Origin of the sequence: Mycobacterium sp., assembly GCF_029961025.1 — a bacterium.
GTDB lineage: Bacteria > Actinomycetota > Actinomycetes > Mycobacteriales > Mycobacteriaceae > Mycobacterium.
In genome coordinates this window covers 579,616-604,028 of record NZ_JASBVP010000002.1, presented here as the reverse complement: position 1 = coordinate 604,028, position 24,413 = coordinate 579,616, and the positions used below count along the sequence as shown (strand labels likewise).

Below are 24,413 nucleotides of genomic sequence, written 5' to 3'. Positions count from 1 at the left end.
TCAGCCGATGCAGACCGACTTCGACGTGATCGTGATCGGCGCCGGACCCGGCGGTGAGGTGGCCGTCTCGCGGCTGCTGGCCGGTGGACTGCGGGTGGCGTTGATCGAGCGTGAGCTGATCGGTGGCGAATGCGGCTACTGGGCTTGCATCCCCTCCAAGACGCTGCTGCGGCCCACCGAAGCCCGCGCCGAGGCCGCCAACGCCGCCGGGCTGTCCGCTCCTGCGCTGGACTGGCCCGCGCTGCGTGGCTACCGCGACTTCATGATCCGCCACCTCGACGATTCCGAACAGATCGCCGGATATCAGCGGCAAGGCGTCACCGTCGTCAAAGACACCGCCCGATTGACCGGTCGAAACCCGTGGCGGGTCCGGGCGGGCGACACCGAGTTCAGCGCAACCCATGTGGTGATCGCCACCGGATCCCGGCCGGTGCGTCCGCCGCTCGCCGGGCTCGATGACCTGGATGCGACCACCCTGTGGACCAACCGGGAGGCCACCACGCTGCGCGATGTTCCGGGCCGCACCGTCATGATCGGCGGCAGCGCCGTCGGCGTCGAGCTCGGCCAGTTTATGGCCCGCATGGGCAGCCAGGTCACCATCGTTCAGCGCGGTCCCTGTCTGCTCGGGCGTGAAGACCCCCGGGTCGGGGAACTCGTGGCCGACCGACTCGGCGATGACGGGATCGCGGTTCGGTTGTCCCGTCAGGCTGTCACCGCCCGGCCCGTCGGCGCGGACACCGTCGTTGAACTCGACGACGGCACCGCCATTCGCACCGATGTGATCGTGCTAGGCGCCGGACGCCGGCCCAACACCGAGAATCTGGGCCTCGACACCGTCGGTGTCACGCCCGGCGAGCGCAGCCAGATCGACGTCGACGAGCACTGCCGGGTCACCGGCGACGGGCTGTGGGCGCTCGGCGACGTCACCGGCATCGCGATGTTCACCCATGTCGCGATGTATCAGGGCCGGCTGGTCGCCGACAACATCCTCGGCGCCCGCCGGCGCGCCGATTACACCGCCATCCCCCGAGTCGTTTTTGCTCAACCCGAGGTCGCCGCGGTCGGGCTGACCGCCGAGCAGGCCGCTCGTCGTGGCCTCGACATCACCACCGCCGAACTCGACCTGCCCGAGGCCCTCGCCCGGCCCTGGACCTACGAAACCCACCCCGCCGGCACGTTGGGCCTGGTCGCCGACCGCGACCGGCGTGTCCTGGTCGGCGCGTGGGCGGTAGCCCCGCTGGCCGGGGAATGGATCCATCAGGCCGCACTCGCCATTCGCGCGCACATCCCGATCGACACCCTGCTCGACGGCATCGCCCAATTCCCCACCTACAGCGAGGCCTACCTGCACGCCGCCGAAGAGCTCAACCTGGGGCCCCGTGCCAGCGCGGCAACCCCATGACACACCAGCGAAGGCTTGCGTCGCCGTGGGTGTACCTTCTGGGGTCTCGGTCTCGCGCAGGCCGGGAATCGCGGGCCGACCCGCCTGGCCCCGCAGCCACCCGGGCCCCGACTCGCGGAGCTGCCGGTGACGTGCGGACCGACAACCATTGCGAAGGAGTCGATTCCATGGCCGAGAACACCGTGGCCGCCGAGTTGATCGACAAACTGTTCGGCACCCCCGGCGCCGTTGGCGCCGCCAACGCGTGGCAGCTGATGCGTGTCGCGTTGCGCCTGCTCGCCGTCGGCGAACCGATCACCGGGGCCCAGCTCGCGGCCGCGGCCGGCGTCTCCGAAACCGACCTCGAGCGGGCCATCGCCGGGCGGGACATCGAATACGACGAGCAACACCGCATCGTCGGGTGGGGCCTGACCCGCAATCCCACCCCGCACAAATTCAGCGTCGACGGCAAGCAGCTTTACACTTGGTGCGCCCCCGACACCCTCATCTTCCCCGCCGTGATCGGGCGCACCGCGCACATCGAATCACCTTGCCCCACAACCGGAACCATCATCCGGCTGACCGTCGATCCGGACGCCGGGATTAGCGGACTGCAACCCTCTGCGGCGGTGGTGTCGATCGTCGCCGCCAGTCAGGTCGACCTCCGCGCGGTGCGAGCCACCCTGTGCCGCCCGCAGCACTTCTTTGTCACCCCCGACGCCGCCCGTGATTGGCAATCTCGCTACCCCGGCATGACTGTGCTGCCCGTCGCCGAGGCCTACACGGCGATCATCCGGCCGCTCGCCGACGCCATGCTCGCCGGCATCGGTCCCGATCGCTCTGCTGAGCCCGGATAAGGCGACTTGGTGAGCAAGGCCAGGCACACGGGGCTTTCGACCCCAGCGTGCCGCCGTGGAGCGCCCACCGCTTTGTGGTGCGTGCACCTTCACCGGGTCACCTGCGGGCACAGCGCGCGGACCGCGCTACCGGAAACTGTCGGCGCGACGACACATCCGGTGCCGGACTCCTTGACGGTGTGGTGGACTCGGCGAGCCATCGCCGAGAGGAGCACGATGTTCGCTCCGGCCAGCGCGCACGTCAGCACCGTTTGCCTGTTCACGAGCACCGCCTGACCACGGGAACCGATGAGGCCTAATCAACTCCCCCCACACGAATCCAAAGTCAATGGAGGTTCCTGATGGGCCTGTCGAACCGGCGAGAATATCACCGGACGCCGGTGTGGACGATCGTTGGGCAGCTCCGCGGCACTCGGTGCGGTATACGAAGCGGGCTGGTTGGGCTACTAGGCGTGCTGCGCATCGCCCTGGGTTGACATGGGCCCGCCACACCACCGGCATCGCTCGCGGGATGACCGCATGAACCGCAGGACGTTTCTGGCCCTGATGGCTGCGACGGCGGCAGCGGACATGGTGTGGAGCGGTTCGGCTCCGGCACGCGCCGGCGCTGAAGAGCTTCGGGATCTGCCCGAGATGTCCAGCGAGAACGGCGTTCTGGATGCTGCGTTAGAGATGGTGACCAAACCGGTCGAACTCGGTGATCGCCAGTTGACCCTGGAGACATACAACGGCCAGTTGCCCGGGCCCATCTTGCGGATACGGCCGGGAGACAACCTACGTATCCGGCTGACAAACCAGATGGTTCCGGTCGGGATCCCCACCAACAACGTGTTGATGATCCCGTACTGCGCCGCCAAGTCCAACGACACGCGTTATGACACCCGGCGGGCCTGCGTCCATGATCTGTGGAATAAGTGGGAACGGGCGGGCACGATCCTGCAGCAGGATGTGATCACCAACCTCCACACCCACGGGCTGCAGGTGTCTCCGGAAGACCCCGGGGACAACGTTTTCCTTCGATTGGACCCGCCGTTTTCGCACCAGTACTCCTACGACATTCCCACAGACCAGCCGGCCGGGCTGTACTGGTATCACCCGCATTACCACACATCGACGGCCCATCAGGGCTGGAACGGGCTGGCCGGCCCGATCATCGTCGAGGGCGACATCGACGCCGTGCCCGAGATCGCCGAAATGCGGGAACGAACCATCGTGATCAACGAGCTCTTGATCGCCGACGACAGCGGCGAGTCCCCGTACACCCCGATAATCCCCATCGTGGGGCCGGTGCCGTTCGACACCATCCCCGCGGTGCCGGCGGCCATGTACTACCCCCTCAACGGTCAGCTAATCCCGGATATCACGATCCGGCCGGGCGAGGCGCAGCGCTGGCGGGTTCTCAACGCGTGCCCGCACCGGTCGATCTGGCTGCACGTCGAGGGCCACACCCTGCAGCAAATCGGCACCGACGGAATTCCTTACCGCGCCCCCAGAACCCGCCCGCACATCATGCTGTCGTCAGCCAACCGGGCCGAGTTCATCATCAAAGCGGGCGAACCCGGCCGGTACCGGGTCTACGCCGAAGCCTACGACCAGGGCCACCCCGGCGGCCCGCGCCCCTACCTGCCGCTGGCCACCCTGGTGGTGCGCGGTAAACGGGTCAACAGCCCGATGCCTTCGACGCTGGTGCAGCCGCCACGGATGCCGGATCTGCCGGTAGCCCGGCGCCGCAACCTGGTGTTCTCCGGCGACATCACCGGGCGCACCGGCTTCGGGGTGCAGTTCCTCATCGACGGCAAGGAGTTCAACGAGGAGCGGATTGACCAGGAGGTCGAGGCCGGCACCATCGAGGAGTGGACGATCATCAACGAGGACATCTTCCAACACCCGATCCACATCCACGTCAACCCGTTTCAGGTGTTCGACGTTCAAGGCATCCCGCCCGGCGACACCAGCTGGAACACCGAACCGGATGTGTGGTGGGATACGTTCCGGATACCCCCGTTCGGCCGGTACACGTTACGTACCTATTTCCGCCCGGATGTAACCGGAAAAACCGTCTACCACTGCCACATCCTGCCCCACGAAGACCGGTCGATGATGGGCACCCTGCTCATCGACCCGCCCGGGGGCTATCCGCGGGGGAAAACATGACGAGGCGCCGCCCACTGCTGATCGCGTTGGTGACTGTCGGTGTGTTCGCCGTCGGCCCGGCTACCGCCGACCCCTCTCAGCTGCCGTTGCATAATCAGGGCCGCTACGTTTTCAACCAGCAGCACCGGGACAACCTGAGCTGGTGGAACCGCACCTGGCTGCCGCAATTGGTCCCCAAAGGGGCGCTGCTGGAAGTGCAGCTCCCCAGCGACCCGATCCGGTGGATACCCTACGGCGAGCCGGACTGCCAGCCCAGCCCCGGCTGGGATTGGGCGGAAATCAGCGGTTCGTGGTATCCGGGCGGGCCGCCGAGGCACCGGCGTGTGAGAGTGGAACTGGAAGGCCAGCACACCGTGCCCAACCCGAACCGCTACCGGGAGTCAGCCAACCCTTACGAATTGCCAGGGATATATATCCCTGTCGATAAGCGGGTGCTGGGCAGTTCGGCCATCACGGTGTTCGACTACCGGCTCGACCCCGGGCCCGCAGACGACTATTGGGCCGGGAGGGGCTTGGCGACGATTTGCCTGCGCCCCGACCCGATCCCCGAGGACGTGCGAGTGCTAGGGTTTCCGCCTGACACGCCGCCCACCTACGTGCTCACGCTGGTCGTCGGGGTGCGACAGGCCTCGTGGGGGGGCGGGCTGCCACCGACCCCGCTGCCCGCACCACCGGAAGTGCGTCCCGAGCCGGATGCGCTGCCCGGACCAGACGAACCTCACGGCTAATCCGAAGTTGCGGCGGTTTGGGTGGGTGGATTCGTGGCTGACGTGGGTTTTTGCTGGTGGTGTGGGGTCGTGGTTCTGGCTACGCGGCGGTCAGCGGGATGGGGGTGCCGATAAGGTCGAAGGCGCGGCGTTGGTCGGGGGTGGGTTCGGCCAGTGTGGGTACCGTGGCGTTGGTGCCGTGGTAGTGAATGTCGTTGCGGGTCAGGGTCGCTAGGTGATCGAGCAGGCCGCGGAAGCTGCGCAGCGGGTTACCGTCTGGGTCGTGCTGGGTCGAGGCTTTGGCCTGGGCCTGTGGTGAGCGTTGTGCGGGCGCGACGGGGTTGTCGCGGGCGGGTGGGTGTTCGTCGGTGAAGGTCAGCGACGCCCAGGCTTTACGCAGGTGCCAGACCAGGTAGCAGGCCAGCAGGCAGATCAGCACGTGGGCGCGGACACGCTTATCGAGGCGGTGATGGATGGGCCGCAGATCCAGATCATCGGCCTTGATGCTGCGGAAGTCGCGCTCGACGTGGGCGAGGTTTTTGTAGCTTTCCACCACGGCTGCTGGGGTGAGGGTATCGGCGTCGACGCTGGTGCGCAGCACGTAGATGCCATCGAGGCTGGCCTCGGCATCGATGCCGGCCTGGTCACGCTGGTAGGTGAAGCTGGTGTCGGTGATGGTGCGGTGAAAATGCTTGCCCACGTTGTGTTTGACGATGATCCGCCCAACGGCTTCACCGATCTTGCCTGCCCCCTTGAGGGTGCCGCGGGCCACCCGCTCGGCGATGGCGGCCAGGTCGGCCTCGGTGGCGGCTAGCAGCGCGGCGCGTTTGCGGGCCCGCTCGGCGGCCAGGGCGGGGTTGCGGCAGGCGATCAACCGTTCCCCGGGGTAGTCGGGGTGGGCGATCTCGGCGAGATCTTGGGTGTCGAACAGGCTCATCTGCAGCGGTCCCTTGTCGGCGGCCAGGGTGGCGATCTGGGGTGCACGCAGGGCGGTGATCCACCCGAAACCGGTTCCCGCATCGGTGTTAAGCTCTCTCAGTGCGCTGATGCGTGCACTGGTGATCATGCCGCGATCCCCCACCAGCACCAGCCGGGTCAACCCGAACGTGTCGCGCAGCACCTCGACGATGTCGGTGAACGCGACCGGGTCGGCGGTATCTCCGGAAAACACCCGCACCGCCACGGGGCGTCCGGCCGGGTCGGTGAGCACCCCGTAGTTGATCTGCGGCAGGCCCTTTTTGCCGTCGCGGGAATAGCCATGGGCGGCCAGCTCACAGCACCGCCCGGTCACCCATGAGCTGGTCAGATCGAACAACGCCATCCGTGACGGGTTCGCCGCTGGCCCAAGGTGTTTAGCGGCCAGCTTCTTCTCGATCGCGTCCTGACGATTCGCCAGCCAGTCCATCGCGGCATACACCTCATCGGTGGAGGCGCCAGCCACGTCCAGGTCGGGCCCCAAGGTGGTATCGGCCCACCGCGACAACGTTGACAGCTTGGACGCCGGACGGATCACCCGCGAAATAACCAACCCCAGCACCAGATCGCGGGATCGACACGCCGGACCCAGGAGCGCCGGAAACCCCAGCCGACGCGCCATCGCCGCCACTGCGGCCACATGCCCGTGCGGCAGCGAGCGGGTGATGGTGCAGGCCGACTGGGCAGGCACCATCACCTGTCCCTTCAGCGTCGCCTCGATCGCGGCGATCACCTCCGCGGGCAACTTGGACAGGTTGGCCAGGGTCTCGTGGCGGACCTTCGTCCCGTCGCGGTAGGTGCGACGCACCAGCACCGACTCATAGCGGTGCACGTTGCCGGCCTTGTCCACATATTTGCTCGGAGTCCGGGCTACGTGCATCCGCACAGGTTTGACCATAACTGAATATTACAAGGCGAACTCGTCAATCAATAGCATCAACACACCATATTCACTGGCTACACCTTCGGCAGACCAACCCGCACAGACCCCAGCTCAACCCCCAAATTGCCTAACTGACCCGCCGCAACTTCGGGCTAATGCGAACAGCCCGAGAATTCGATCGTGTGGATCGGCCTGCCGGATCGCCGAAGTGCACACCGTTGTTGCGACGGGGGTCAACCGGGTTCGCGGCTCGGGCCGCGCGGCGTTACAGCGCCGGGTAATCGGGCGAGGCGGTCGGTGGGCTGGCGGCAGGGTCGGAGTCCCGGGTCACCTCGGCGCGGGCGTTGTCGCGGGCATTAGACGGAAACGACGTGTCGGTACACCACCACGCGTCGTAGAGTTTCGCCCACCATAGAGGCACCGGCAGCGGTGTGGTGCCGCAGGCCACCACCCCGTAGGTGCGCGGGTCGCCTTGGTCCCCGGGCGTTGACGCGACGAATTGGTCGACTAGGACGGCAACATGGTCGTCCACGTCGATCTCGCAATGCACGTTCCCCGAGTACGGCCATGGGATGCTCACCTGCATGCCCGCCTTGTTCGGATCGGCCAGCATGGTGTCGGCCGTGAATTCGCGGCCGGTTGCGCTCAACGGGGCGGTGGCCGTATACGTGTCGTTGACCATGTAGATCGCCCGGGCACTGGAGATTGGCGAGTCGACCCGCGCGATGTAGGTGATGGTGTGCGGGTTGTGCGGGTCGGCCAGTGCGTCCGCCGAAGTTAGCTGCGAGCCGACCACAGCGCACACCGCAACGGTGAATGCGATCCCTCGGTGTGTGATCGCGCTCATGATCACACACATTACGCTCGACCTCCTGTTCAGCGGGTGCCGTTCAGCGGGTGATCGAGAACGAGTTCGACACCGGCTTTGTTGGTCTCGTTGTTCGGCCGCAGGGCCGGGGCGTCAGGCCGTGGCGGGTGTCCGGCCGGGTGTCCGGCCGCGGTGTTCCCAGAGGTGCCGGATGTCTTCCAGCTGTTTGCCTTTGGTCTCGGGAGCGAACCGGTAGACGAAGCCGAACGCCGCCAGGGCGAGGACACCGAATACCACGAATGTGCCGGCCCCGCCGAGCGACCGCAGCATCGTCAAAAAAACGGAGGCGACGATGGCGTTGGCCACCAAATCCGAGGTGAGCATTACGCTCGAACCCATCGACCGCAGCCGCGCGGGTAAACACTCGCCCGCGTACACACTTATCAAGGAGCCGAAGCCGAAACTGAAGCCGGCCGTGAACAGCAATACACCGATGAACCCCAACACCGTCGCGGCGCCCCCGAAGTCCGCGCCGAACGCGTACACACCGATCAGCATGGTGTCCGCGGCGATCATCATGGCAATGCCGGACAACAGGATTGGCCGCCTGCCCAGTCGGTCGACCAGCGTCAGCAAGACGGCCACCGCCGCTAGCGCGGCCACTTGAACCAGCGCCGGCAAGACGAGCTGATCGAAGTCGCCGGCGAAACCCATCTCGGCGAAAAGCCTTGGGCCGTAATAGATGATCGCGTTGACGCCGGTAATGTGCGCGAAGAAACCGAGGCCGGCCACGAAGACGGTGGCCCGCAGATACGGTCGCCGCAGCATCTGATGAAGCGCACCGCCGCTTTCCTCGGAAAGCGCCCGGGTGATCTCGGCGAGTTCGTTCTCGACGTCGGCCGCCGGTTCCACCCGCAGCAGGGCCCGGCGCGCGTCGTCGACCCGGCCCTTAAGCAGATACCAGCGGGCGGTGTCCGGCATCGGCACCAACAAAACCGTGATCAGCATGGCCGGCACCGCCGGGAGGCCCAGCATCCACCGCCAGCTGTGCCATCCGGCCAGCAGGTAGGTGGCCAGGTAGCCCACAACGATGCCGACGACCGTCGCCAGCTGGTAGGCGACCAGCAACGAGCCGCGCACCCGCGCCGGTGCGGACTCGGCGACGAACACCGGAACCACCACCACCGACACACCGATGGCCACGCCCAGCAGCACCCGTGCCGTCAGCAGCATCGGCAGCGACACCGACACCGCCCCCAGCACCGCGAACGCCGTGTAGGCGACCACCACCAACACCATCGACTTCTTCCTGCCGAGCGTGTTGGCGAGCTCACCGCCCGCGATCGCACCGGCGATCTCGCCCACCACCACCGCGCTGGTCACCAGCTCCTGCTGATGCGTCGACAGCCGGAACGCCTCGGTGAGGTACCGCAGCGCGCCGGCGATGTTGGACATGTCGTAGCCGTAGATCACACCGAGGATCGGAGCAGTGATGCTCACCAACAGCCCCAGCCGCGAGCGCCGCGATGCAACGACTTGTCTCACGCCATCATGACCTCTCATTGGGCACTGCTGCCTGCTCCAGTCAGAGGCGCGATAGCCGGCCCGGCCCAAGGATATGTCAGCGAACCGGCCCACAAGCTCTCTGCGCACGGAATGACCCGGCGGGGCTTACGCGAACCTCTCCAGCCAGGTTGTCACCGCATACAACACACCGTAGGTAGCGATCGCGATCACCAGCATTGCCATCAGTCGCCACCGCAGTCGCCGGATACCGGCGAGGCTGCACTGATTGCGCCGCCGTAACCCGATCCACACCAGCAGCGCGAGCACAGCCAGCCCGCCCAGGCGAAACCACCACGCGTAGTTGCCGTACAGCTCGTTCGCCCACGCGAACGCCGTGCCCGCGCTGACGATTCCGACGAGAGCCAAGACGGTCGGCCCGACGCAGCACAGCATCCCGACCAGCCCGCCGATAATCCCAATGCGCCACACCGCCAGCCGTCCGGCGCTCCCGGGTGACCCCTCGACGTCGTCGCTTACCGCCGAAACATGGTGGTTACCAGCGGTATTCATGGCCGGCCATCGCATCGTGCCGCCTGGGCACCGAACCACGACGCCACCCGGTGCGCCAAGTCGTGTCGCTCACCCTCGGGTTCACCTTCTGGTTCACCTTCCACGGTCACCCCGTTCCAGAATGCGACGTGGTTTTTGATCTGGCGGGCCAGCGGACTCGGATGCGGATAGCACCAGGCGGCGTCGGGGTTGATGTCCTCGCCCACCATGACGGTGTAATAGTGGGCCATGCCCTTCCACGGGCATAGTGACCTGGTCGGGCTTTCGATCAGGTGGGCCCGCTCCACGGAGTCGGGCGGAAAGTAGTGGCTGCCCTCCACCCGCCTGGTTCGCGGCGCCTCCGCGAGAACGGTTCCCTTCCACACCGCCCGGATCATCGTCGCCGACCTCCTCACATTGTTCCTTCCGCTATAGCACACTGGTGGGTGCGGTGCGCACGTGAACTGTCATCGTGGCGACACCAGCGGCCGGGCGCCGCAGCATTGTCCGGTCGCCGACAGTTGGCCACCGCGGGTGCGGGCCGCGGTGCTGAGGTGACCGGGACCGAGGCGACGGCGATAGGGGACTCGGTGACGACAGCGAAGCGGGATCTTCACGAGGTGTTCGTCGAGTACACCAAGAGCATCTGCCCGGTGTGCAAGGTGGTGGTGGACGCGCAGGTCAATATCCGCGACGGCAAGGTGTATCTGCGGAAACGCTGCCGTGAGCACGGCGGTTTCGAGGCCCTGATCTACGGGGACGCGCAGATGTATACGGACTCGGCGCGATTCAACAAGCCGGGCACCATGCCACTGCGCTTTCAGACCGAGATCCGCGAGGGCTGCCCCAGCGACTGCGGGCTGTGCCCGGACCACAAACAGCACGCTTGCCTGGGGTTGATCGAGGTCAACACCGGATGCAACCTGGATTGCCCGATCTGCTTCGCCGACTCCGGTCACCACCCTGACGGGTACGCGATCACGATCGCCCACTGTGAGCGGATGCTGGACGCGCTGGTGGCGGCCGAGGGGGAACCCGAGGTGGTGATGTTTTCCGGCGGCGAACCGACCATCCACAAACAGCTGCTCGACTTCGTCGACGCCGCCCAGGCCCGGCCGGTCAAGACCGTCATCATCAACACCAACGGCATCCGGCTGGCGTCCGATCGGGGGTTTGTCGCCGACCTCGCCGAGCGCAACCGCCCCGGTCACCCGGTGCACATCTACCTGCAGTTCGACGGACTCGACGAAGCCACCCACCGCGCGATTCGGGGGCGCGATCTGCGAGACATCAAAGCCCAGGCATTGGACAACTGTGCCGGGGCGGGCCTGACCGTCAGCCTGGTGGCCGCGGTGGAACGGGGCCTCAACGAGCACGAACTGGGCCCGATCATCCGCCACGGCATGGCCCACCCCGCGGTGCAGTCGGTGGTGTTTCAGCCGGTCACCCACGCGGGGCGGCACCTGCGGTTCGACCCGCTGACCCGGCTGACCAACTCCGACATCATCCACGCCATCGCCGCGCAGCTGCCCGACTGGTTTAGGGCTGGCGATTTCTTCCCGGTGCCGTGCTGCTTCCCCAGCTGCCGGTCGATCACCTACCTGCTCACCGACGGCGAGCAGGTGGTCCCGATCCCGCGACTGCTGGACGTCGAGGACTACCTCGACTACGTCTCCAACCGGGTGATCCCCGACCTGGCGATCCGGGAAGCGCTGGAGAAGCTGTGGTCGGCGTCGGCGGTGCTGGGCACCGACACCGCCGCCGCGCCGCTGCAGCTAGCGGCAACCGCCCTGGACTGCGCCGACGCCTGTGGGGTCAACCTGCCCGAGGCGCTGGCCAATCTCACCGACCGGGTGTTTGCGATCGTGATCCAGGACTTTCAGGATCCGTTCACCCTCAACGTCAAGCAGTTGATGAAATGCTGCGTGCAGCAGCTCACCCCGGACGGGCGGCTGATCCCGTTCTGCGCCTACAACTCGGTCGGCTACCGCGAGCAGGTCCGCGAACGGCTGACCGGGGTGCCGGTGCCCGACATCGTGCCCAACGCCGTCCCGCTTGCCGGACTGCTCGCCGACTCTCCGCACGGCTCCAAACTGGCGGTCCCGGGCGGCGTCCCGGGCCGCCGTGCTGCGCGTGACGCCACCAACACCGGCAGCAAAGCGGTGCCCCGATGACCATGAGCCCGCGCCGCATCAAAACCTGTTGCGCCGACGCCTATTCCAGCGACATCGCAGCGTTGCTGCTGGGGGAGTCCTACCACCCGGGCGGGGCGGCGTTGACTCGCCTGCTGGCCGAGGCGCTCGGGCTGGGGTGCGGCGCACGACGGCTGGCCGACGTCGCCTGCGGGCGCGGGGCCAGCGCCCGGCTGCTGGCCGGCGAATATCCGGAGCTCACCGTCGACGGGGTCGACCTCAGCGAGGTCAACGTCGAGCACGCCCGCGCCGCCGTCGCGGCGAGCGGGCTGGCCCGGCGGGTCCGCTTCCATCGTGGTGACGCTGAAGAACTTCCGCTGCCCGACAACGCCTTCGACGCGCTGGTGTGCGAATGCGCGCTGTGCACGTTCCCGGACAAGCACGCCGCCGCGGCGCAGTTCGCCAGGATTCTGCGGCCCGGCGGGCTGGCAGGCATCACCGATGTCACCCTCGCCGACACCGGCCTACCGGCGGAGCTGACCACGCTTGCGGGGTGGGTCGCCTGCATCGGCGACGCCCGCTCGGTCACCGACTACACCACGATCCTCGCCGCGGCCGGGCTGCGCACGCGTCGCATCGAGGCCCACGACGAGAGCCTGCTGCCCATGATCGACCGCATCGAGGCCCGGATCACCGCGCTGCAGATTGCGGCACCCACGCTGCTGACCGACAACGGTGTGGTGCCCGATGCCGTGCTGACCCACACCCGGCTCGCGCGCGACGCGGTCATGGCGGGCCGGCTCGGCTACACGCTGATCATCGCGGAGAAGACATGACACTTAAGGAGGCTTCGCCGAGGCGAGCCAAACCCGCGCAGCGGCTCTGGGCGGGCTTGTGGGCCGGCGCCGCCGCCGGCGCCGCGGGCACCACCGCGCTGAACGTGATCACCTACGCCGACATGGCGGTCCGGGGCCGGCCGGCGAGCACCACACCCGAACGGACCGTCGACGCGCTGGCAAAATTGGTGCACCTGACAATCCCCGGCACCGGTGACGTTCAGGCCAACCGGATCTCGGGTCTCGGCGCACTCACCGGATATACGGCCGGAATCGGGATCGGGGTGCTCCTCGGGCTGGCCTACGGCCTGGGCTGGCGGCCCGGCCCGCTGGTTGCCACGCTGGTCGCCACCGGCGGCGCCCTGATCGGCACCAACGGACCGATGATCGCGCTCGGGGTGACCGATCCGCGGACCTGGGGTGCCGTCGGCTGGATCAGCGATGTCGTCCCGCATTTCGGCTACGGCCTGGTCACCGCCCTGGTGCTGCACCATCTCGACCGAGGATCCTGATCGCGGTAGAAACCGGCCTGAGAAACCGGCGCGGCCAAGCCTGGATTCGCCTTCGGCGCGGCGGTTTGTGCGCCCGGGAACGCGCTCGTCAACCCCGGTGAATAAACACCGTCTGAGCGATTGCTAAGGCACTTCTGGCAGGGCTCGAAAATCTCTCGCCGCCGCCTCGGCGCGGAGCTACCGTCGGGTAATGAGCGTGGCAACGGATCTGATGGTGGCCGCCGCCGTTCGAGACTACGGCGACCAGGCATTGTTACTGGAGTTCGACAGCACCGCCGAGGTGTTGGCGTGGGCGGTTGCGCTGCGCGAGGCAGCCCTGCCCGGTGTGCTTGATATTGTCGCGGCCCCCCGCACCGTGCTGGTGAAGCTCCACGGACCGCGCTACCGGGGCATCACCCGCCGGCGGCTGCGTGAGCTGCGGGTCGCTCCGGAACCAACCGTGACCGCCCCGCCGGGCGGCCATCCGGACGTGGTGATCGACGTCGTCTATGACGGGCCCGATCTCTCCGCGGTCGCCGCCCACACCGGGCTTACCATCGCGCAGGTCATCAACGCCCACACCGCCGTCCCGTGGCGGGTGGGGTTCGCCGGCGCCACTCCCGGTTCGGTCTACCTCGTCGGCGGCGACCCGAGGCTGCGGGTGCCGCGGCGGTCCGAGCCGCGGGCGTCGATGCCGCCCGGATCGGTCGGCCTTGCCGACGAATTCAGCGGAATCCACCCGCGCCCGTCCCCGGGCGGCTGGCAGCTGATCGGTCACAGCGAAGCGATCTTGTGGGATATCGACCGGCCCAACCCGGCGCTGCTGACGCCGGGCATGTGGGTGCAGTTCCGGGCCGCCTAACAGTTCAGGAGGGCCCTAACGGTTCAGGAGGGCCCTAACGGTTCAGGAGGGCAGAGTAGTGACAGCACTGGAGGTTTTGCGCACCGGACCGCTGGCGCTCGTCGAGGATCTCGGCCGGCCCGGGCTCGCCCGGTTCGGTGTCACCCGTTCCGGGGCTGCCGACCGCCGAGCGCACCGGCTGGCCAACCGGCTGCTGGCCAACCCCGACGACCGCGCCACCATCGAGGTGACGTTCGGGGGTTTCGCCGCGCGGGTCCGCGACAACGACGTCGATATCGCTGTGACGGGCGCCGACACCAACCCAACCGTTAACGGAGTTACGTTTGGCATCAACAGTATTCATCACGTTCACGCCGGGGAGGTGATCTCACTGGGCGCGCCGCACGCTGGGCTGCGCAGCTACCTGGCGGTGCGGGGCGGCTTCGACGTGCCGGCGGTGCTGGGATCGCGCAGCTACGACGTACTGTCCGGGATCGGCCCACCACCGCTGCAGCCCGGAGACATGCTGCCGGTCGGTGCGCACACCGCGGACTACCCCGAACTCGACCAGGCTCCGGTGGCCGCCATCACCGACGATCCGCTTGAGCTGCTGGTCACCCCCGGACCGCGCGACGACTGGCTCCTCGACCCTGACGCCCTGGTGCACACCGATTGGGTGGCGTCCGAGCGCAGCAACCGGGTGGGGTTGCAGTTGATCGGCCGCCCGTTGCAGTACCGCAACCCCGGCCGGCAGTTGCCGGCCGAGGGCACCGTGCGCGGCGCGATTCAGGTGCCGCCCAACGGGTTGCCAGTGATTCTGGGGCCCGATCACCCGATAACGGGCAGCTACCCGGTGGCGGGAGTGGTGATCGACGACGACATCGACAAACTCGCCCAAATGCGGCCGGGGCAGCGCGTGCGGCTGCGCTGGGCGCGACCCCACCGGGCCGCGGCAGCCAGTGCTGTGCTCGCGGGCGGGCCGGTCGCCGGAATCGGCTGGTAACCCTCCCCGATCAACAAACAGGCTGGTAAACAGGACATGTGCGCACCCTGGTAGCTACCGCCCGCCTGGTTCACACCGCCGATCTCGACCGCGAGACCCGCCACAATGCCTACCAGATGGTCTCCGAAGCGTTCGGGGCTGGGTTCACCGACACCGACTGGGAGCATGCGCTGGGCGGGATGCATGCCCTGATCTGGCATCACGGCGCGATCATCGCACACGCCGCGGTGGTGCAGCGCCGGCTCATCTACCAGGGCGCAGCGTTGCGCTGCGGCTATATCGAAGGTGTTGCGGTACGGGAGGATTGGCGCGGCCAGGGGTTGGCGATCGCGGTGCTCGACGCGTGCGAGCAGGTGATCCGCGGTGCCTACCAGCTGGGAGCGATCTGTTCGTCGGACCGGGGCCGCAGGCTGTTCACCGCGCGCGCCTGGCTGGCCTGGCGCGGACCGACGTCGGTGCTGGCGCCGACCGGCCCGACCCGCACACCCGAGGCCGACGGAAAGGTGTTTGTGCTGCCGGTCGGGATCCGCATGGACACCTCCACGGCCCTGACGTGCGATTGGCGCGACGGCAACGTCTGGTAAGCCCGCCCGCACGCCCTTGCCGGCTACGACTCGTCGTGAAGGTGGGCGGCGGGCTCGCCGCCGGCGGCGGTAAAAGCCGTCAGGGCCCGCACCAGCCCGTGGCGCTCGGGCGGCGGCATCTTCCGCACGATAGCGGCGATCTCGGCGCGCCGGTGCGCGGTGACCTCCCGCACAACCGCGTGCCCGCGCGCGGTCAGTGCCGCCAGCAGCTCGCGGCGGGAACTGGGGTGCGGCAACCGATCGATCAGCCCGGCCCCGACCAACCGGTCGACCATCCGGCCGGCGGCCGACGGCTGCACACCCAGCAGCGCAGCCAGCGTGGCGAGGTTGATCGGGCCGCGATTGGACAAGATCACCAGGGTGCGGAATTGCGGGATCGTGATGGTCTCGTCGACCAGGGCGATCGACTTCGCCGAGATCGCCACCAGCAGCCGTGACGCGGTCAGCAGCGCGTCGGTCAGCGCATCCAGCGACTCGTCGATTGTCGTCGCGTCATCGGCGGACATCTAACTGCTCCCGTATGCTGCCGCGCCCGCTCCCCGAGGCGGTGAACCCCGTCACCGCGCTGCGAAGATCGATGTTAGGGTAACACCATCCATAATTACTCAGATCAACTGTTTCCTAGCGCTACTATAGTCGAGATCTATAGTTTTGGTGCGGTCTGGCAGCTGCACCGCACCGACCGCGACGGCGACCTCACGGTCGCCGAGACCCGTTTTCGCCCCCGATTCCCAGGAGGATCCGCATGAGCAGCAAGAACGCGACCGCTAGCGAGCACCGAGCGGTGTGGGCGCTGGGGGACTACGCCCTCATGGCCGAGCAGGTGATGGCCCCGCTCGGCCCGATACTGGTCGATGCCACCGGTATCGGCCCGGGCGATCGGGTGCTCGATGTAGCGGCCGGATCCGGCAACATCTCGATCCCCGCCGCCAAGACGGGCGCCAGCGTGATCTCCAGCGATCTCACACCGGAGTTGCTGCAGCGCTCCCAACAGAGGGCCGCAGAGCAGGGCGTCACACTGGAGTGGCGGGAAGCTAACGCGGAAGCTCTGCCGTTCGCCGACAACGAGTTCGACGTGGTGGTATCCGCGATCGGCGTGATGTTCGCCCCACATCATCAGCGTGCCGCCGACGAGCTGGTCCGGGTTTGCCGGCCCGGGGGAAGGCTCGGTGTGATCAGCTGGACGCCGGAGGGATGGTTCGGCCGGATGCTGGCCATGATCCGGCCGTATCGGCCCACCCAGCTTCCCGGCATGCCCCCCGAGGCGCTGTGGGGCCGTGAGGAGTACGTCACCGGGCTGTTGGGGGAGCGGGTCCACGAGATCACCATGCGGCGGGTCGATCTGCGGGTGGACCGGTTCGACAGAGCCCAGGACGTACACGAGTACTTCAAGAAGTACTACGGCCCGACAATCGAGGCCTACCGCACCATCGGTGATAACACGGTGCTGGCGGCCGCGCTCGACGCCCAGCTCATCGAGCTCGCACGGCGCTACCTGGTCGGCGGCGCGATGCAGTGGGAGGTCCTGCTCGTCACCGCACGAAAGCGCTGAGCGGCGGCCCCGCTTCGCCGCGCGCCCGCCCCGTGTTACGGGTGGGCAACATCTTTTGGACACCGCGCAGACCCTTCGGCCGCACGGACGCGGTTGTCATCAACCGATCACGGCGCCCAGCAGCGCTTTGCGATGCTCGACGGCAAAACCGCGGCATGCCCGCGTGCCCCAATGTGGCCGGGGTGTTAACGCAACCGCACCGCGGCCCGGGTGCGCCGGTGCGTATTTTTGCCTACCGTAAAACCTCCCCTACCCTCGGTGGCTGAGCGCGCGATAGTTGTTGTGCGAGTGGAGGCATAGTGGTCGATCTGCGACAGAATCGCCGGGCCGCCGCCGACGCCTTGCTGAGGTTCGGGAAATATTTCCATCGCGACGAGATCTCACCGGATCGCCGGGCGCTGCATAAGATCGGCGGTCGCTCGGCAGATGCTTTTTACCGGGACCGCTGGGCGCATGACAAAGTGGTCCGCTCGACACACGGCGTCAACTGCACCGGCTCGTGTTCGTGGAAGATTTACGTCAAGGACGGTGTCATCACCTGGGAGTCGCAGCAGACCGACTATCCGTCGATCGGCGCCGACAAGCCCGAATACGAGCCACGCGGCTGCCCGCGCGGGGCCTCGTTCTCGTGGTACACGTATTCGCCTGCGCGCGTGCGCTATCCGTATGTGCGCGGTGTCTTGCTGGAGGATTACCGAAAGGCCAAACAGCGGCTGGAGGATCCGGTGCTGGCGTGGGCGGACATCGTGGAGGATCCGGTGAAGTCCCACCGCTATAAGGCCGCACGCGGCAAAGGCGGGTTTGTTCGGGCCGAGTGGTGGGAGGCCGTTGAGATCGTGGCCGCGGCGCACGTGTACACCATCAAACGCTACGGCCCCGACCGGGTGGCCGGCTTTTCGCCGATACCGGCGATGTCGATGGTCAGTCATGCCGTTGGAGCGCGGTTCATTTCGCTGATCGGCGGTTCGATGCTGTCGTTTTACGACTGGTATGCCGACCTTCCGGTCGCATCACCGCAGGTGTTCGGCGACCAGACCGATGTTCCCGAATCGGCCGACTGGTTCGATGCCGGCTATCTGATCATGTGGGGCTCCAACGTTCCGGTAACCCGGACACCCGATGCCCACTACATGACCGAGGCCCGGTATCGCGGCCAAAAGGTGGTCGTGGTCTCACCGGACTACGCGGACAACACGAAGTTTGCCGATGAGTGGCTGCCGGCGCGGCCGGGAACCGACGCGGCGCTGGCGATGGCGATGGGCCACGTGATCCTCAAAGAGTTCTTCGTCGACCGGACGACCCGATACTTTTCCGACTACGTCAAAAAGTACACGGATCTGCCTTTTCTGGTGACGCTGTCCAGGTGCGACGGTGAGTGGCTGCCCGGAAAATTCCTCACCGCAGCCGATCTCGGCGATACCAGCGACGGTTCATCGTTCAAAACGGTGCTGCTCGACGCCCAGGGCAGCCCGGTTGTGCCCAACGGCTCGCTGGGATATCGGTTCACCGCATCCGGGAAGGGCAAGTGGAATCTCGACCTGTGCGGGGTGGACCCGATGCTCACCCTGTACGGCGCCCACAGCGAGGTGGCCGCGGTGCGACTGCCGCGGTTCGACGGTGAGCGTCCGGGTGTGCTGCGGCGCGGTGTGCCGACGAAGGTGATCGCCGGGCACCGGGTCACGACGGTGTTTGACTTGTTGCTCGCACAGTATGGTGTGCACCGCGAGGGTTTGCCCGGCGACTGGCCGACCGGGTATGACGACCCCGCAGAACCGTACACCCCGGCGTGGCAGGAGCCGATCACCGGGGTGCCGGCCCCGGCGGCCGAGCGGATCGCGCGGGAATTCGCCGACAACGCTCGGCGATCGGGTGGCCGGTCGATGATCTTGATGGGCGCCGGGACCAACCACTGGTTTCATTCCGACCAGATTTATCGCTCGTTCCTCGCGCTGGTGATGCTGACCGGTTGTCAGGGCGTGAACGGCGGCGGCTGGGCGCATTACGTCGGGCAGGAGAAGTGCCGGCCGGTCACCGGGTGGTCGACGCTGGCTTTCGGCTTGGATTGGCAGCGGCCGCCGCGGCAGATGCAGGGCACGGTGTTTTGGTACCTGGCGACCGACCAGTGGCGCTACGACCGGTTCACCTCGGAGATGCTGGCCTCCCCGCTGGCCCGGGGCCGATTCGCCGGACGAACCGCGGCCGACAACATCGCGCTGGCGAGCCGGTTGGGCTGGATGCCGAGTTATCCGACGTTTAATCGCAATCCGCTGGATCTGGCCGACGAGGCGGCGCGGTTGGGCAAGGAGGTGTCGGCACATGTCGTGGACGGCCTCAAGACCGGCCATCTGCGCTTCGCGTGCGAGGATCCGGATGCGCCGGAGAACTTTCCGCGCTGCCTGACGGTGTGGCGGTCCAACCTGCTGGGCTCGTCGGCGAAGGGGAACGAGTACTTCCTCAAACACCTGCTGGGCACCGATGCCAACGTGGCCGCACGCGATGCGGATGGTGTGCGCCCGCTAGAGGTGCGCTGGCGTGACGAGGCGCCGGTCGGCAAACTGGACTTGCTGCTGTCGCTGGACTTCCGCACTACCAGCACCACGCTGTTCTCCGACGTCGTGCTGCCCGCGGCCACCTGGTACGAGAAGCACGACCTGTCCAGCACGGACATGCATCCGTTCGTGCACGCGTTCTCGCCGGCGATCTCACCGCCGTGGGAAGCCAAAACCGACTTCGAGGCGTTCCACCGGATCGCGCGTGGGTTCTCCTGGCTCGCCGGGAAGCACCTCGGCGCCCGCACCGACGTCGTCGCGGTACCGCTGCAGCACGACAGCGTTGACGCCACCGCGCAGCCGGGCGGGCGGGTGCTGGACTGGAAAACCGGTGAGTGCGAACCCATTCCGGGAAAGACGATGCCGCGCCTGGTCGTGGTGGAACGCGACTACCCGGCGGTCGCCGAGCAGATGGCGGCGCTGGGCCCGATGGTCGAAACGGCCGGCCTCACGATCAAGGGAGTCACCACGCATCCCGAGGCGGAAGTGGACTATCTGCGCGGGGTCAACGGAGCGGTGGTCAGCGGGGTGGCGGCGGGACGACCGTCGCTGGCCAAAGATATTCATGCCGCCGAGGCGATCCTGGCGTTGTCCGGGACGACGAACGGTCGGCTTGCCGTGGAGGGCTTTGAGGCGCTGCAGCGGCGCACCGGCATCGAGCTCGCCGACCTCGCGAAGGAGAACGAAGGACGGCGGGTCAGCTTCGCCGACACCCAGTCCCGGCCGGTTCCGGTGGGCACGTCGCCGGAGTGGTCCGGCTCGGAGGCCGGGGGCCGTCGGTATTCGCCGTTTACGATCAACACCGAACGACTCAAGCCGTGGCACACACTGACCGGACGGCAGCATTTTTACCTCGATCACGACTGGATGGGCGAACTCGGCGAACAGTTGCCGATCTTTCGTCCGCCGCTGGACATGACGGCGCTGTTCGGCGAGCCGGCGTTCGGGACCGGCAGCGGCGGGATCACGGTGCGGTATCTGACACCGCATTCCAAGTGGTCCATCCACTCCACTTATCAGGACAACCTGCACATGCTCACACTTTCCCGTGGTGGGCAAGCGATTTGGATGTCAGACGTGGACGCGGCGAAGATCGGCGTCAAGGACAACGACTGGATCGAATGCACCAACCGCAACGGTGTGGTGACCGCGCGCGCGATCGTCAGCCACCGGATGCCGGAGGGCCTGGTGTTCATGTACCACGCGCAGGACCGGGTGGTGGACGTGCCGCGTGCCGAGAAGACCGGCAAACGCGGCGGTGGACACAACGCGCTGACCCGGATCGTGATCAAACCGTCACATCTGATCGGCGGCTACGCCCAGCAGTCGTTCGCGTTGAATTACCACGGCCCCACCGGAAACCAGCGTGACGAGATCACCACGATCCGGCGACGCTCGCAAGACGTGGAGTACTGACGATGAAGGTCATGGCTCAGCTCGCGATGGTGATGAACCTCGACAAATGCATCGGATGCCACACCTGCAGCGTCACCTGCAAGCAGGCCTGGACCAACCGCGCCGGTGTGGAGTACGTCTGGTTCAACAACGTGGAAACCCGCCCCGGGCAAGGATATCCGCGCCGCTACCAAGATCAGGAGAAGTGGAAGGGTGGCTGGACCCTCAACAAGCGCGGCACGCTGACGCTGAAGTCGGGATCCCGCGTGAAGCGCTTGCTCAACATCTTCGCCAACCCCGATTTGCCCACGATGTCGGATTACTACGACCCGTGGACTTACGACTACGAGAACCTGCTGTCAGCGCCGGCGAGGGACACCACGCCGGTGGCCCGTCCCAAGTCCCTCATCACCGGTGAAGACGCCGCGGTGAGCTGGGGCGCGAACTGGGATGACGACCTCGGCGGGGGGCCCGAGCAGGTTGCCCGCGACCCACTGCTGGCCAAGGTGGCAGAAATTTCAGCAAAGGTTCGCCTTGAGTTCGAGCGGACCTTCATGTTCTACCTGCCGCGCATCTGCGAGCACTGCCTGAACCCCTCGTGCGCGGCGTCGTGCCCGTCCGGCGCGATCTACAAGCGCACCGAAGACGGCATCGTGCTGGTCGATCAGGACCGCTGCCGCGGGTGGCGGCAGTGCATCACCGGCTGCCCGTACAAGAAGATCTACTTCAACCACCGGACCGGCAAGGCCGAGAAGTGCACCTTCTGCTACCCGCGTGTCGAGGTGGGGATCCCGACAGTGTGTTCGGAGACCTGCGTCGGCCGGTTGCGCTACATCGGGGTGCTGCTCTACGACGCCGATGCCGTGGCGGCCGCCGCGTCGGTGCGTAACGAGCGGGACCTGTACCCGGCTCAGCTGGGCGTGTTTTTGAATCCGCATGACCCGCGGGTGATCGCGGAAGCCGAGCGCGCCGGGATCTCGGGCGAATGGATCGAGGCCGCGCGGAATTCCCCGGTGTACCGGCTCATCGCCGACTACCGGCTGGCGCTCCCACTGCATCCGGAGTACCGCACCATGCCGATGGTCTGGTACATCCCGCCGCTGTCCCCGGTCGTCGACGTGCTCGCCGAAACCGGCCACGACGGGGAGAACGCCAATAACCTGTTCGGTGCTATCGACGCACTGCGGATTCCCGTCGAGTACCTGGCGCAGCTGTTCACCGCCGGTGACGTCGGGCCGGTTCGCGTTGCGCTGCAACGGCTGGCGGCGATGCGCTGCTATATGCGCGCTGCGAATCTGGGCGAGGATTTCGACGACACGGTCCCGGCGTCGGTTGGGCTCAGCGGCGAGCAGATCGAGTCGATGTACCGGCTGCTGGCGATCGCCAAATACTCCGACCGCTACGTGATCCCCAACGGCGCCGGGTCAGACGCGCACCGCCTGGACGCGCTGGCCAGCGGATGCAGCCTCGACGGTGCGGGTGGGCCGGGGATGGCGGCCATTGACGCCATGGCCGATACGGCCGACAAATTCCACTTCACCGAAACCAACGCTGCCGCGCAGGACAAGCCCGTTCGGGTCAACCTGCTCAACTGGGACGGCAAGAGCACCGATGGGCTGGTGCCGGTGAAATGAGGTCGCTGACCCGCCGGGCGGCCGGCGACGGTGCCCGGCTATCCGGGCGGGAGCAACGACTGCTGTGGCGCATAGCCGCGCTGCTGCTGGACTACCCCGGGGCGCAGACACTCGCGATGATCGATCAACTCAGGTCTGCGGCAATGGAACTGCCCGCGTCGGTGGGCGCGCCGCTGCTGCGGTTTCTGGCGGAATTCACCGATGCGGATCCGCTGCGGCTCGCCGCGCGCTACGTCGAGACGTTCGACATGCACCGCCGCGCCAGCCTGCACCTGACCTACTACGCCTACGGAGACACCCGCAAACGCGGTATGGCACTGCTGCGGTTCCAGCACGCTTACCGCCGGGCCGGCAGGCAGCCGGCCGAAGGCGAGCTGCCCGATTACCTGCCTCTGGTTCTCGAGTTCGCGGCCACCATCGACCCCGTGCAGGGGAAGCGGTTACTCGCCGAGAACGTCGCGGTTCTCGAGTTGTTGCGACTGTCCCTGCTGGACAGCGGTTCTCCCTATGCCGCCGTGGTGGCCGCCGTCCTGGCGACGCTGCCGCCGATCAGCACCGCCGACCGCCGCCGGATTGCCGAGCTGGCCGCACAGGGCCCGCCGGACGAGGACGTCGGACTGGACGTGTTCGCGGTGGATCCGATCACGGCGCAGGGCCGTCGGTGACCGGCTCACTGTGGATAATCGCGCCGTATGTCGCGCTGACATCGTTTGTGCTGGGCCATATCTGGCGCTACCGCACCGATCAGTTCGGCTGGACCACGCGGTCGTCGCAAATCTATGAGAGTCGGCTGCTGCGGCTGGGGAGCCCGTTATTCCACTTCGGCCTGCTCGGCGTGTTCGGCGGTCATGTCGTGGGTCTGCTCATTCCGCAATCGTGGACGTCGGCGGTCGGGATCGCCGAACCCGCTTACCACCTGATGGCCGTTGCGCTGGGCTTGCTCGCCGGGTTCGCCGTGGTGGCCGGGCTGGGAATCCTGCTGTACCGGCGGATCACGGTGACTGCGGTGCGCCAGGCGACGACCCGCAACGACACGCTGATGTACCTGCTGCTGGTGGGGGCGCTGCTGACCGGAATGCTCAACACGCTGACCAACGTCTTTGCCACCTACAACTATCGCGAGACGGTCTCGCCGTGGTTCCGCAGCCTGTTTTCGCTGCACCCGGCGCCGGAGCTGATGGCCCACACCCCGTGGACGTTTCAAGCGCATGCCCTGATCGTTTTGGCGCTGCTGGGTATTTGGCCGTACACCCGCCTGGTGCATGTGTTCAGCGCACCCGCCGGATACCTATTTCGCCCGTACCTGATCTATCGCAGCCGCGATCCGCAGAAAACGCCCGCCGGCCGCTATGCGAAAGCCTGGGTCGTGCCGCAAGCCCCGCCCGCGCGGAGTCGCTGGGTTTGACCTCCGGCCCGATCGCCGCAGTCACGCCGCCGAATGCGGCGTGGCCGCATCCCCACCTCACCTCCCTCGACGGCCGGCCAGTGAGTAGCCGGTAGCACACCGGTCATCGGGGGCAGCGGTGACGCAACAACACTTTTTTCCGACTTAACGGCCAGGCAACACGGCGGGTGT

At 67.1% G+C, this 24,413-nt stretch carries 22 protein-coding genes; 15 read left to right on the top strand and 7 right to left on the bottom strand.

Translation table 11 applies throughout. The annotated features are described in order from the left end of the window. The first annotated feature begins 7 nt into the window (after positions 1-7). Positions 8-1,402 carry an NAD(P)/FAD-dependent oxidoreductase gene (locus QJR12_RS03515; protein WP_300576262.1) on the top strand — a complete coding sequence of 465 codons (1,395 nt, stop codon included), beginning with the start codon at positions 8-10 and terminating at the stop codon, positions 1,400-1,402. Positions 1,403-1,569: 167 nt separating this feature from the next. Continuing rightward, entirely contained in the window at positions 1,570-2,238 is a 669-nt protein-coding gene (gene merB / locus QJR12_RS03510) for an organomercurial lyase MerB (protein WP_300576260.1), read from the top strand. Between the two features lie 89 nt (positions 2,239-2,327). On the opposite strand, the gene QJR12_RS03505 is transcribed toward merB, so the two are convergent. Further along, positions 2,328-2,501 carry a hypothetical protein gene (locus tag QJR12_RS03505; protein ID WP_300576257.1) on the bottom strand — a complete coding sequence of 58 codons (174 nt, stop codon included), beginning with the start codon at positions 2,499-2,501 and terminating at the stop codon, positions 2,328-2,330. 256 nt (positions 2,502-2,757) lie between these two features. Here QJR12_RS03505 and QJR12_RS03500 point away from each other — a divergent pair, with 256 nt between their 5' ends. Next, positions 2,758-4,392 carry a multicopper oxidase domain-containing protein gene (locus QJR12_RS03500; protein ID WP_300576255.1) on the top strand — a complete coding sequence of 545 codons (1,635 nt, stop codon included), beginning with the start codon at positions 2,758-2,760 and terminating at the stop codon, positions 4,390-4,392. Further along, positions 4,389-5,120 (top strand): hypothetical protein, encoded by a 732-nt coding sequence (locus QJR12_RS03495; protein WP_300576252.1) that lies wholly within the window; start codon positions 4,389-4,391, stop codon positions 5,118-5,120. The genes QJR12_RS03500 and QJR12_RS03495 overlap by 4 nt, the downstream gene beginning before the upstream one ends. A 79-nt stretch (positions 5,121-5,199) precedes the next feature. Here the strand turns inward: QJR12_RS03495 and QJR12_RS03490 are convergent, their stop codons facing one another. The 5 genes from QJR12_RS03490 to QJR12_RS03470 form a co-directional block, all read right to left on the bottom strand. Beyond that, positions 5,200-6,972 carry an IS1634 family transposase gene (locus QJR12_RS03490; RefSeq protein ID WP_300575500.1) on the bottom strand — a complete coding sequence of 591 codons (1,773 nt, stop codon included), beginning with the start codon at positions 6,970-6,972 and terminating at the stop codon, positions 5,200-5,202. A gap of 250 nt (positions 6,973-7,222) precedes the next feature. Then, positions 7,223-7,804 (bottom strand): hypothetical protein, encoded by a 582-nt coding sequence (locus QJR12_RS03485; RefSeq protein WP_300576249.1) that lies wholly within the window; start codon positions 7,802-7,804, stop codon positions 7,223-7,225. 114 nt (positions 7,805-7,918) lie between these two features. Further along, positions 7,919-9,310 (bottom strand): sugar porter family MFS transporter, encoded by a 1,392-nt coding sequence (locus QJR12_RS03480; RefSeq protein WP_300576246.1) that lies wholly within the window; start codon positions 9,308-9,310, stop codon positions 7,919-7,921. 126 nt (positions 9,311-9,436) lie between these two features. Beyond that, on the bottom strand, positions 9,437-9,841 hold the full coding sequence (locus QJR12_RS03475) for a hypothetical protein (RefSeq protein WP_300576244.1): 405 nt from the start codon (positions 9,839-9,841) through the stop codon (positions 9,437-9,439). Further along, entirely contained in the window at positions 9,838-10,218 is a 381-nt protein-coding gene (locus QJR12_RS03470; protein ID WP_300576241.1) for a DUF427 domain-containing protein, read from the bottom strand. Before QJR12_RS03470 ends, QJR12_RS03475 begins: the two co-directional genes overlap by 4 nt. A gap of 156 nt (positions 10,219-10,374) precedes the next feature. Here QJR12_RS03470 and QJR12_RS03465 point away from each other — a divergent pair, with 156 nt between their 5' ends. The 6 genes from QJR12_RS03465 (at position 10,375) to QJR12_RS03440 (ending at position 15,707) form a co-directional block, all read left to right on the top strand. Then, positions 10,375-11,994: a radical SAM protein gene (locus tag QJR12_RS03465; protein ID WP_300576238.1), complete on the top strand. Its 1,620-nt coding sequence runs from the start codon at positions 10,375-10,377 to the stop codon at positions 11,992-11,994. Continuing rightward, complete coding sequence (locus tag QJR12_RS03460) at positions 11,991-12,788, top strand: class I SAM-dependent methyltransferase (protein ID WP_300576235.1); 798 nt, start codon at positions 11,991-11,993, stop codon at positions 12,786-12,788. The genes QJR12_RS03465 and QJR12_RS03460 overlap by 4 nt, the downstream gene beginning before the upstream one ends. Further along, positions 12,785-13,300, top strand: a complete 516-nt coding sequence (locus QJR12_RS03455; protein WP_300576232.1) for a hypothetical protein — start codon at positions 12,785-12,787, stop codon at positions 13,298-13,300. Before QJR12_RS03460 ends, QJR12_RS03455 begins: the two co-directional genes overlap by 4 nt. A gap of 190 nt (positions 13,301-13,490) precedes the next feature. After that, a complete protein-coding gene (locus QJR12_RS03450; protein WP_300576230.1) occupies positions 13,491-14,141 on the top strand; it encodes an allophanate hydrolase subunit 1 in 651 nt (216 codons plus the stop codon). 58 nt (positions 14,142-14,199) lie between these two features. Beyond that, positions 14,200-15,123 carry a 5-oxoprolinase/urea amidolyase family protein gene (locus QJR12_RS03445; RefSeq protein WP_300576228.1) on the top strand — a complete coding sequence of 308 codons (924 nt, stop codon included), beginning with the start codon at positions 14,200-14,202 and terminating at the stop codon, positions 15,121-15,123. A gap of 38 nt (positions 15,124-15,161) precedes the next feature. After that, positions 15,162-15,707, top strand: coding sequence for a GNAT family N-acetyltransferase (locus tag QJR12_RS03440; protein ID WP_300576226.1), 546 nt, complete (start codon positions 15,162-15,164; stop codon positions 15,705-15,707). Positions 15,708-15,730: 23 nt separating this feature from the next. Here the strand turns inward: QJR12_RS03440 and QJR12_RS03435 are convergent, their stop codons facing one another. Next, on the bottom strand, positions 15,731-16,213 hold the full coding sequence (locus QJR12_RS03435; protein ID WP_300576223.1) for a MarR family transcriptional regulator: 483 nt from the start codon (positions 16,211-16,213) through the stop codon (positions 15,731-15,733). A 239-nt stretch (positions 16,214-16,452) separates the two neighbouring features. Between QJR12_RS03435 and QJR12_RS03430 the strand changes: the two genes are divergently transcribed. The 5 genes from QJR12_RS03430 to narI all read left to right on the top strand — a co-directional run bounded on the left by QJR12_RS03430 (position 16,453) and on the right by narI (position 24,242). Then, complete coding sequence (locus QJR12_RS03430) at positions 16,453-17,259, top strand: methyltransferase domain-containing protein (RefSeq protein WP_300576220.1); 807 nt, start codon at positions 16,453-16,455, stop codon at positions 17,257-17,259. Positions 17,260-17,558: 299 nt separating this feature from the next. Continuing rightward, positions 17,559-21,224, top strand: coding sequence for a nitrate reductase subunit alpha (locus QJR12_RS03425; RefSeq protein WP_300576218.1), 3,666 nt, complete (start codon positions 17,559-17,561; stop codon positions 21,222-21,224). A 2-nt stretch (positions 21,225-21,226) separates the two neighbouring features. After that, complete coding sequence (gene narH, locus QJR12_RS03420; RefSeq protein WP_300576215.1) at positions 21,227-22,837, top strand: nitrate reductase subunit beta; 1,611 nt, start codon at positions 21,227-21,229, stop codon at positions 22,835-22,837. Further along, a complete protein-coding gene (gene narJ / locus QJR12_RS03415) occupies positions 22,834-23,502 on the top strand; it encodes a nitrate reductase molybdenum cofactor assembly chaperone (RefSeq protein ID WP_300576213.1) in 669 nt (222 codons plus the stop codon). The genes narH and narJ overlap by 4 nt, the downstream gene beginning before the upstream one ends. Then, positions 23,499-24,242: a respiratory nitrate reductase subunit gamma gene (gene narI, locus QJR12_RS03410; RefSeq protein WP_300576210.1), complete on the top strand. Its 744-nt coding sequence runs from the start codon at positions 23,499-23,501 to the stop codon at positions 24,240-24,242. The genes narJ and narI overlap by 4 nt, the downstream gene beginning before the upstream one ends. Positions 24,243-24,413 lie beyond the last annotated feature (171 nt).

Excerpts from the sequence above, each read along its gene's own strand:
- QJR12_RS03485 (WP_300576249.1), bottom strand. The coding sequence starts at position 7,804 with ATGAGCGCGATCACACACCGAGGGATCGCATTCACCGTTGCGGTGTGC.
- merB (WP_300576260.1), top strand. The coding sequence starts at position 1,570 with ATGGCCGAGAACACCGTGGCCGCCGAGTTGATCGACAAACTGTTCGGC.
- QJR12_RS03435 (WP_300576223.1), bottom strand. The coding sequence starts at position 16,213 with ATGTCCGCCGATGACGCGACGACAATCGACGAGTCGCTGGATGCGCTG.
- QJR12_RS03450 (WP_300576230.1), top strand. The coding sequence starts at position 13,491 with ATGAGCGTGGCAACGGATCTGATGGTGGCCGCCGCCGTTCGAGACTAC.
- QJR12_RS03500 (WP_300576255.1), top strand. The coding sequence starts at position 2,758 with ATGAACCGCAGGACGTTTCTGGCCCTGATGGCTGCGACGGCGGCAGCG.
- QJR12_RS03470 (WP_300576241.1), bottom strand. The coding sequence starts at position 10,218 with ATGATCCGGGCGGTGTGGAAGGGAACCGTTCTCGCGGAGGCGCCGCGA.
- QJR12_RS03455 (WP_300576232.1), top strand. The coding sequence starts at position 12,785 with ATGACACTTAAGGAGGCTTCGCCGAGGCGAGCCAAACCCGCGCAGCGG.
- QJR12_RS03430 (WP_300576220.1), top strand. The coding sequence starts at position 16,453 with ATGAGCAGCAAGAACGCGACCGCTAGCGAGCACCGAGCGGTGTGGGCG.
- QJR12_RS03495 (WP_300576252.1), top strand. The coding sequence starts at position 4,389 with ATGACGAGGCGCCGCCCACTGCTGATCGCGTTGGTGACTGTCGGTGTG.
- narH (WP_300576215.1), top strand. The coding sequence starts at position 21,227 with ATGAAGGTCATGGCTCAGCTCGCGATGGTGATGAACCTCGACAAATGC.
- narJ (WP_300576213.1), top strand. The coding sequence starts at position 22,834 with ATGAGGTCGCTGACCCGCCGGGCGGCCGGCGACGGTGCCCGGCTATCC.
- QJR12_RS03475 (WP_300576244.1), bottom strand. The coding sequence starts at position 9,841 with ATGAATACCGCTGGTAACCACCATGTTTCGGCGGTAAGCGACGACGTC.
- QJR12_RS03460 (WP_300576235.1), top strand. The coding sequence starts at position 11,991 with ATGACCATGAGCCCGCGCCGCATCAAAACCTGTTGCGCCGACGCCTAT.
- QJR12_RS03490 (WP_300575500.1), bottom strand. The coding sequence starts at position 6,972 with ATGGTCAAACCTGTGCGGATGCACGTAGCCCGGACTCCGAGCAAATAT.
- QJR12_RS03515 (WP_300576262.1), top strand. The coding sequence starts at position 8 with ATGCAGACCGACTTCGACGTGATCGTGATCGGCGCCGGACCCGGCGGT.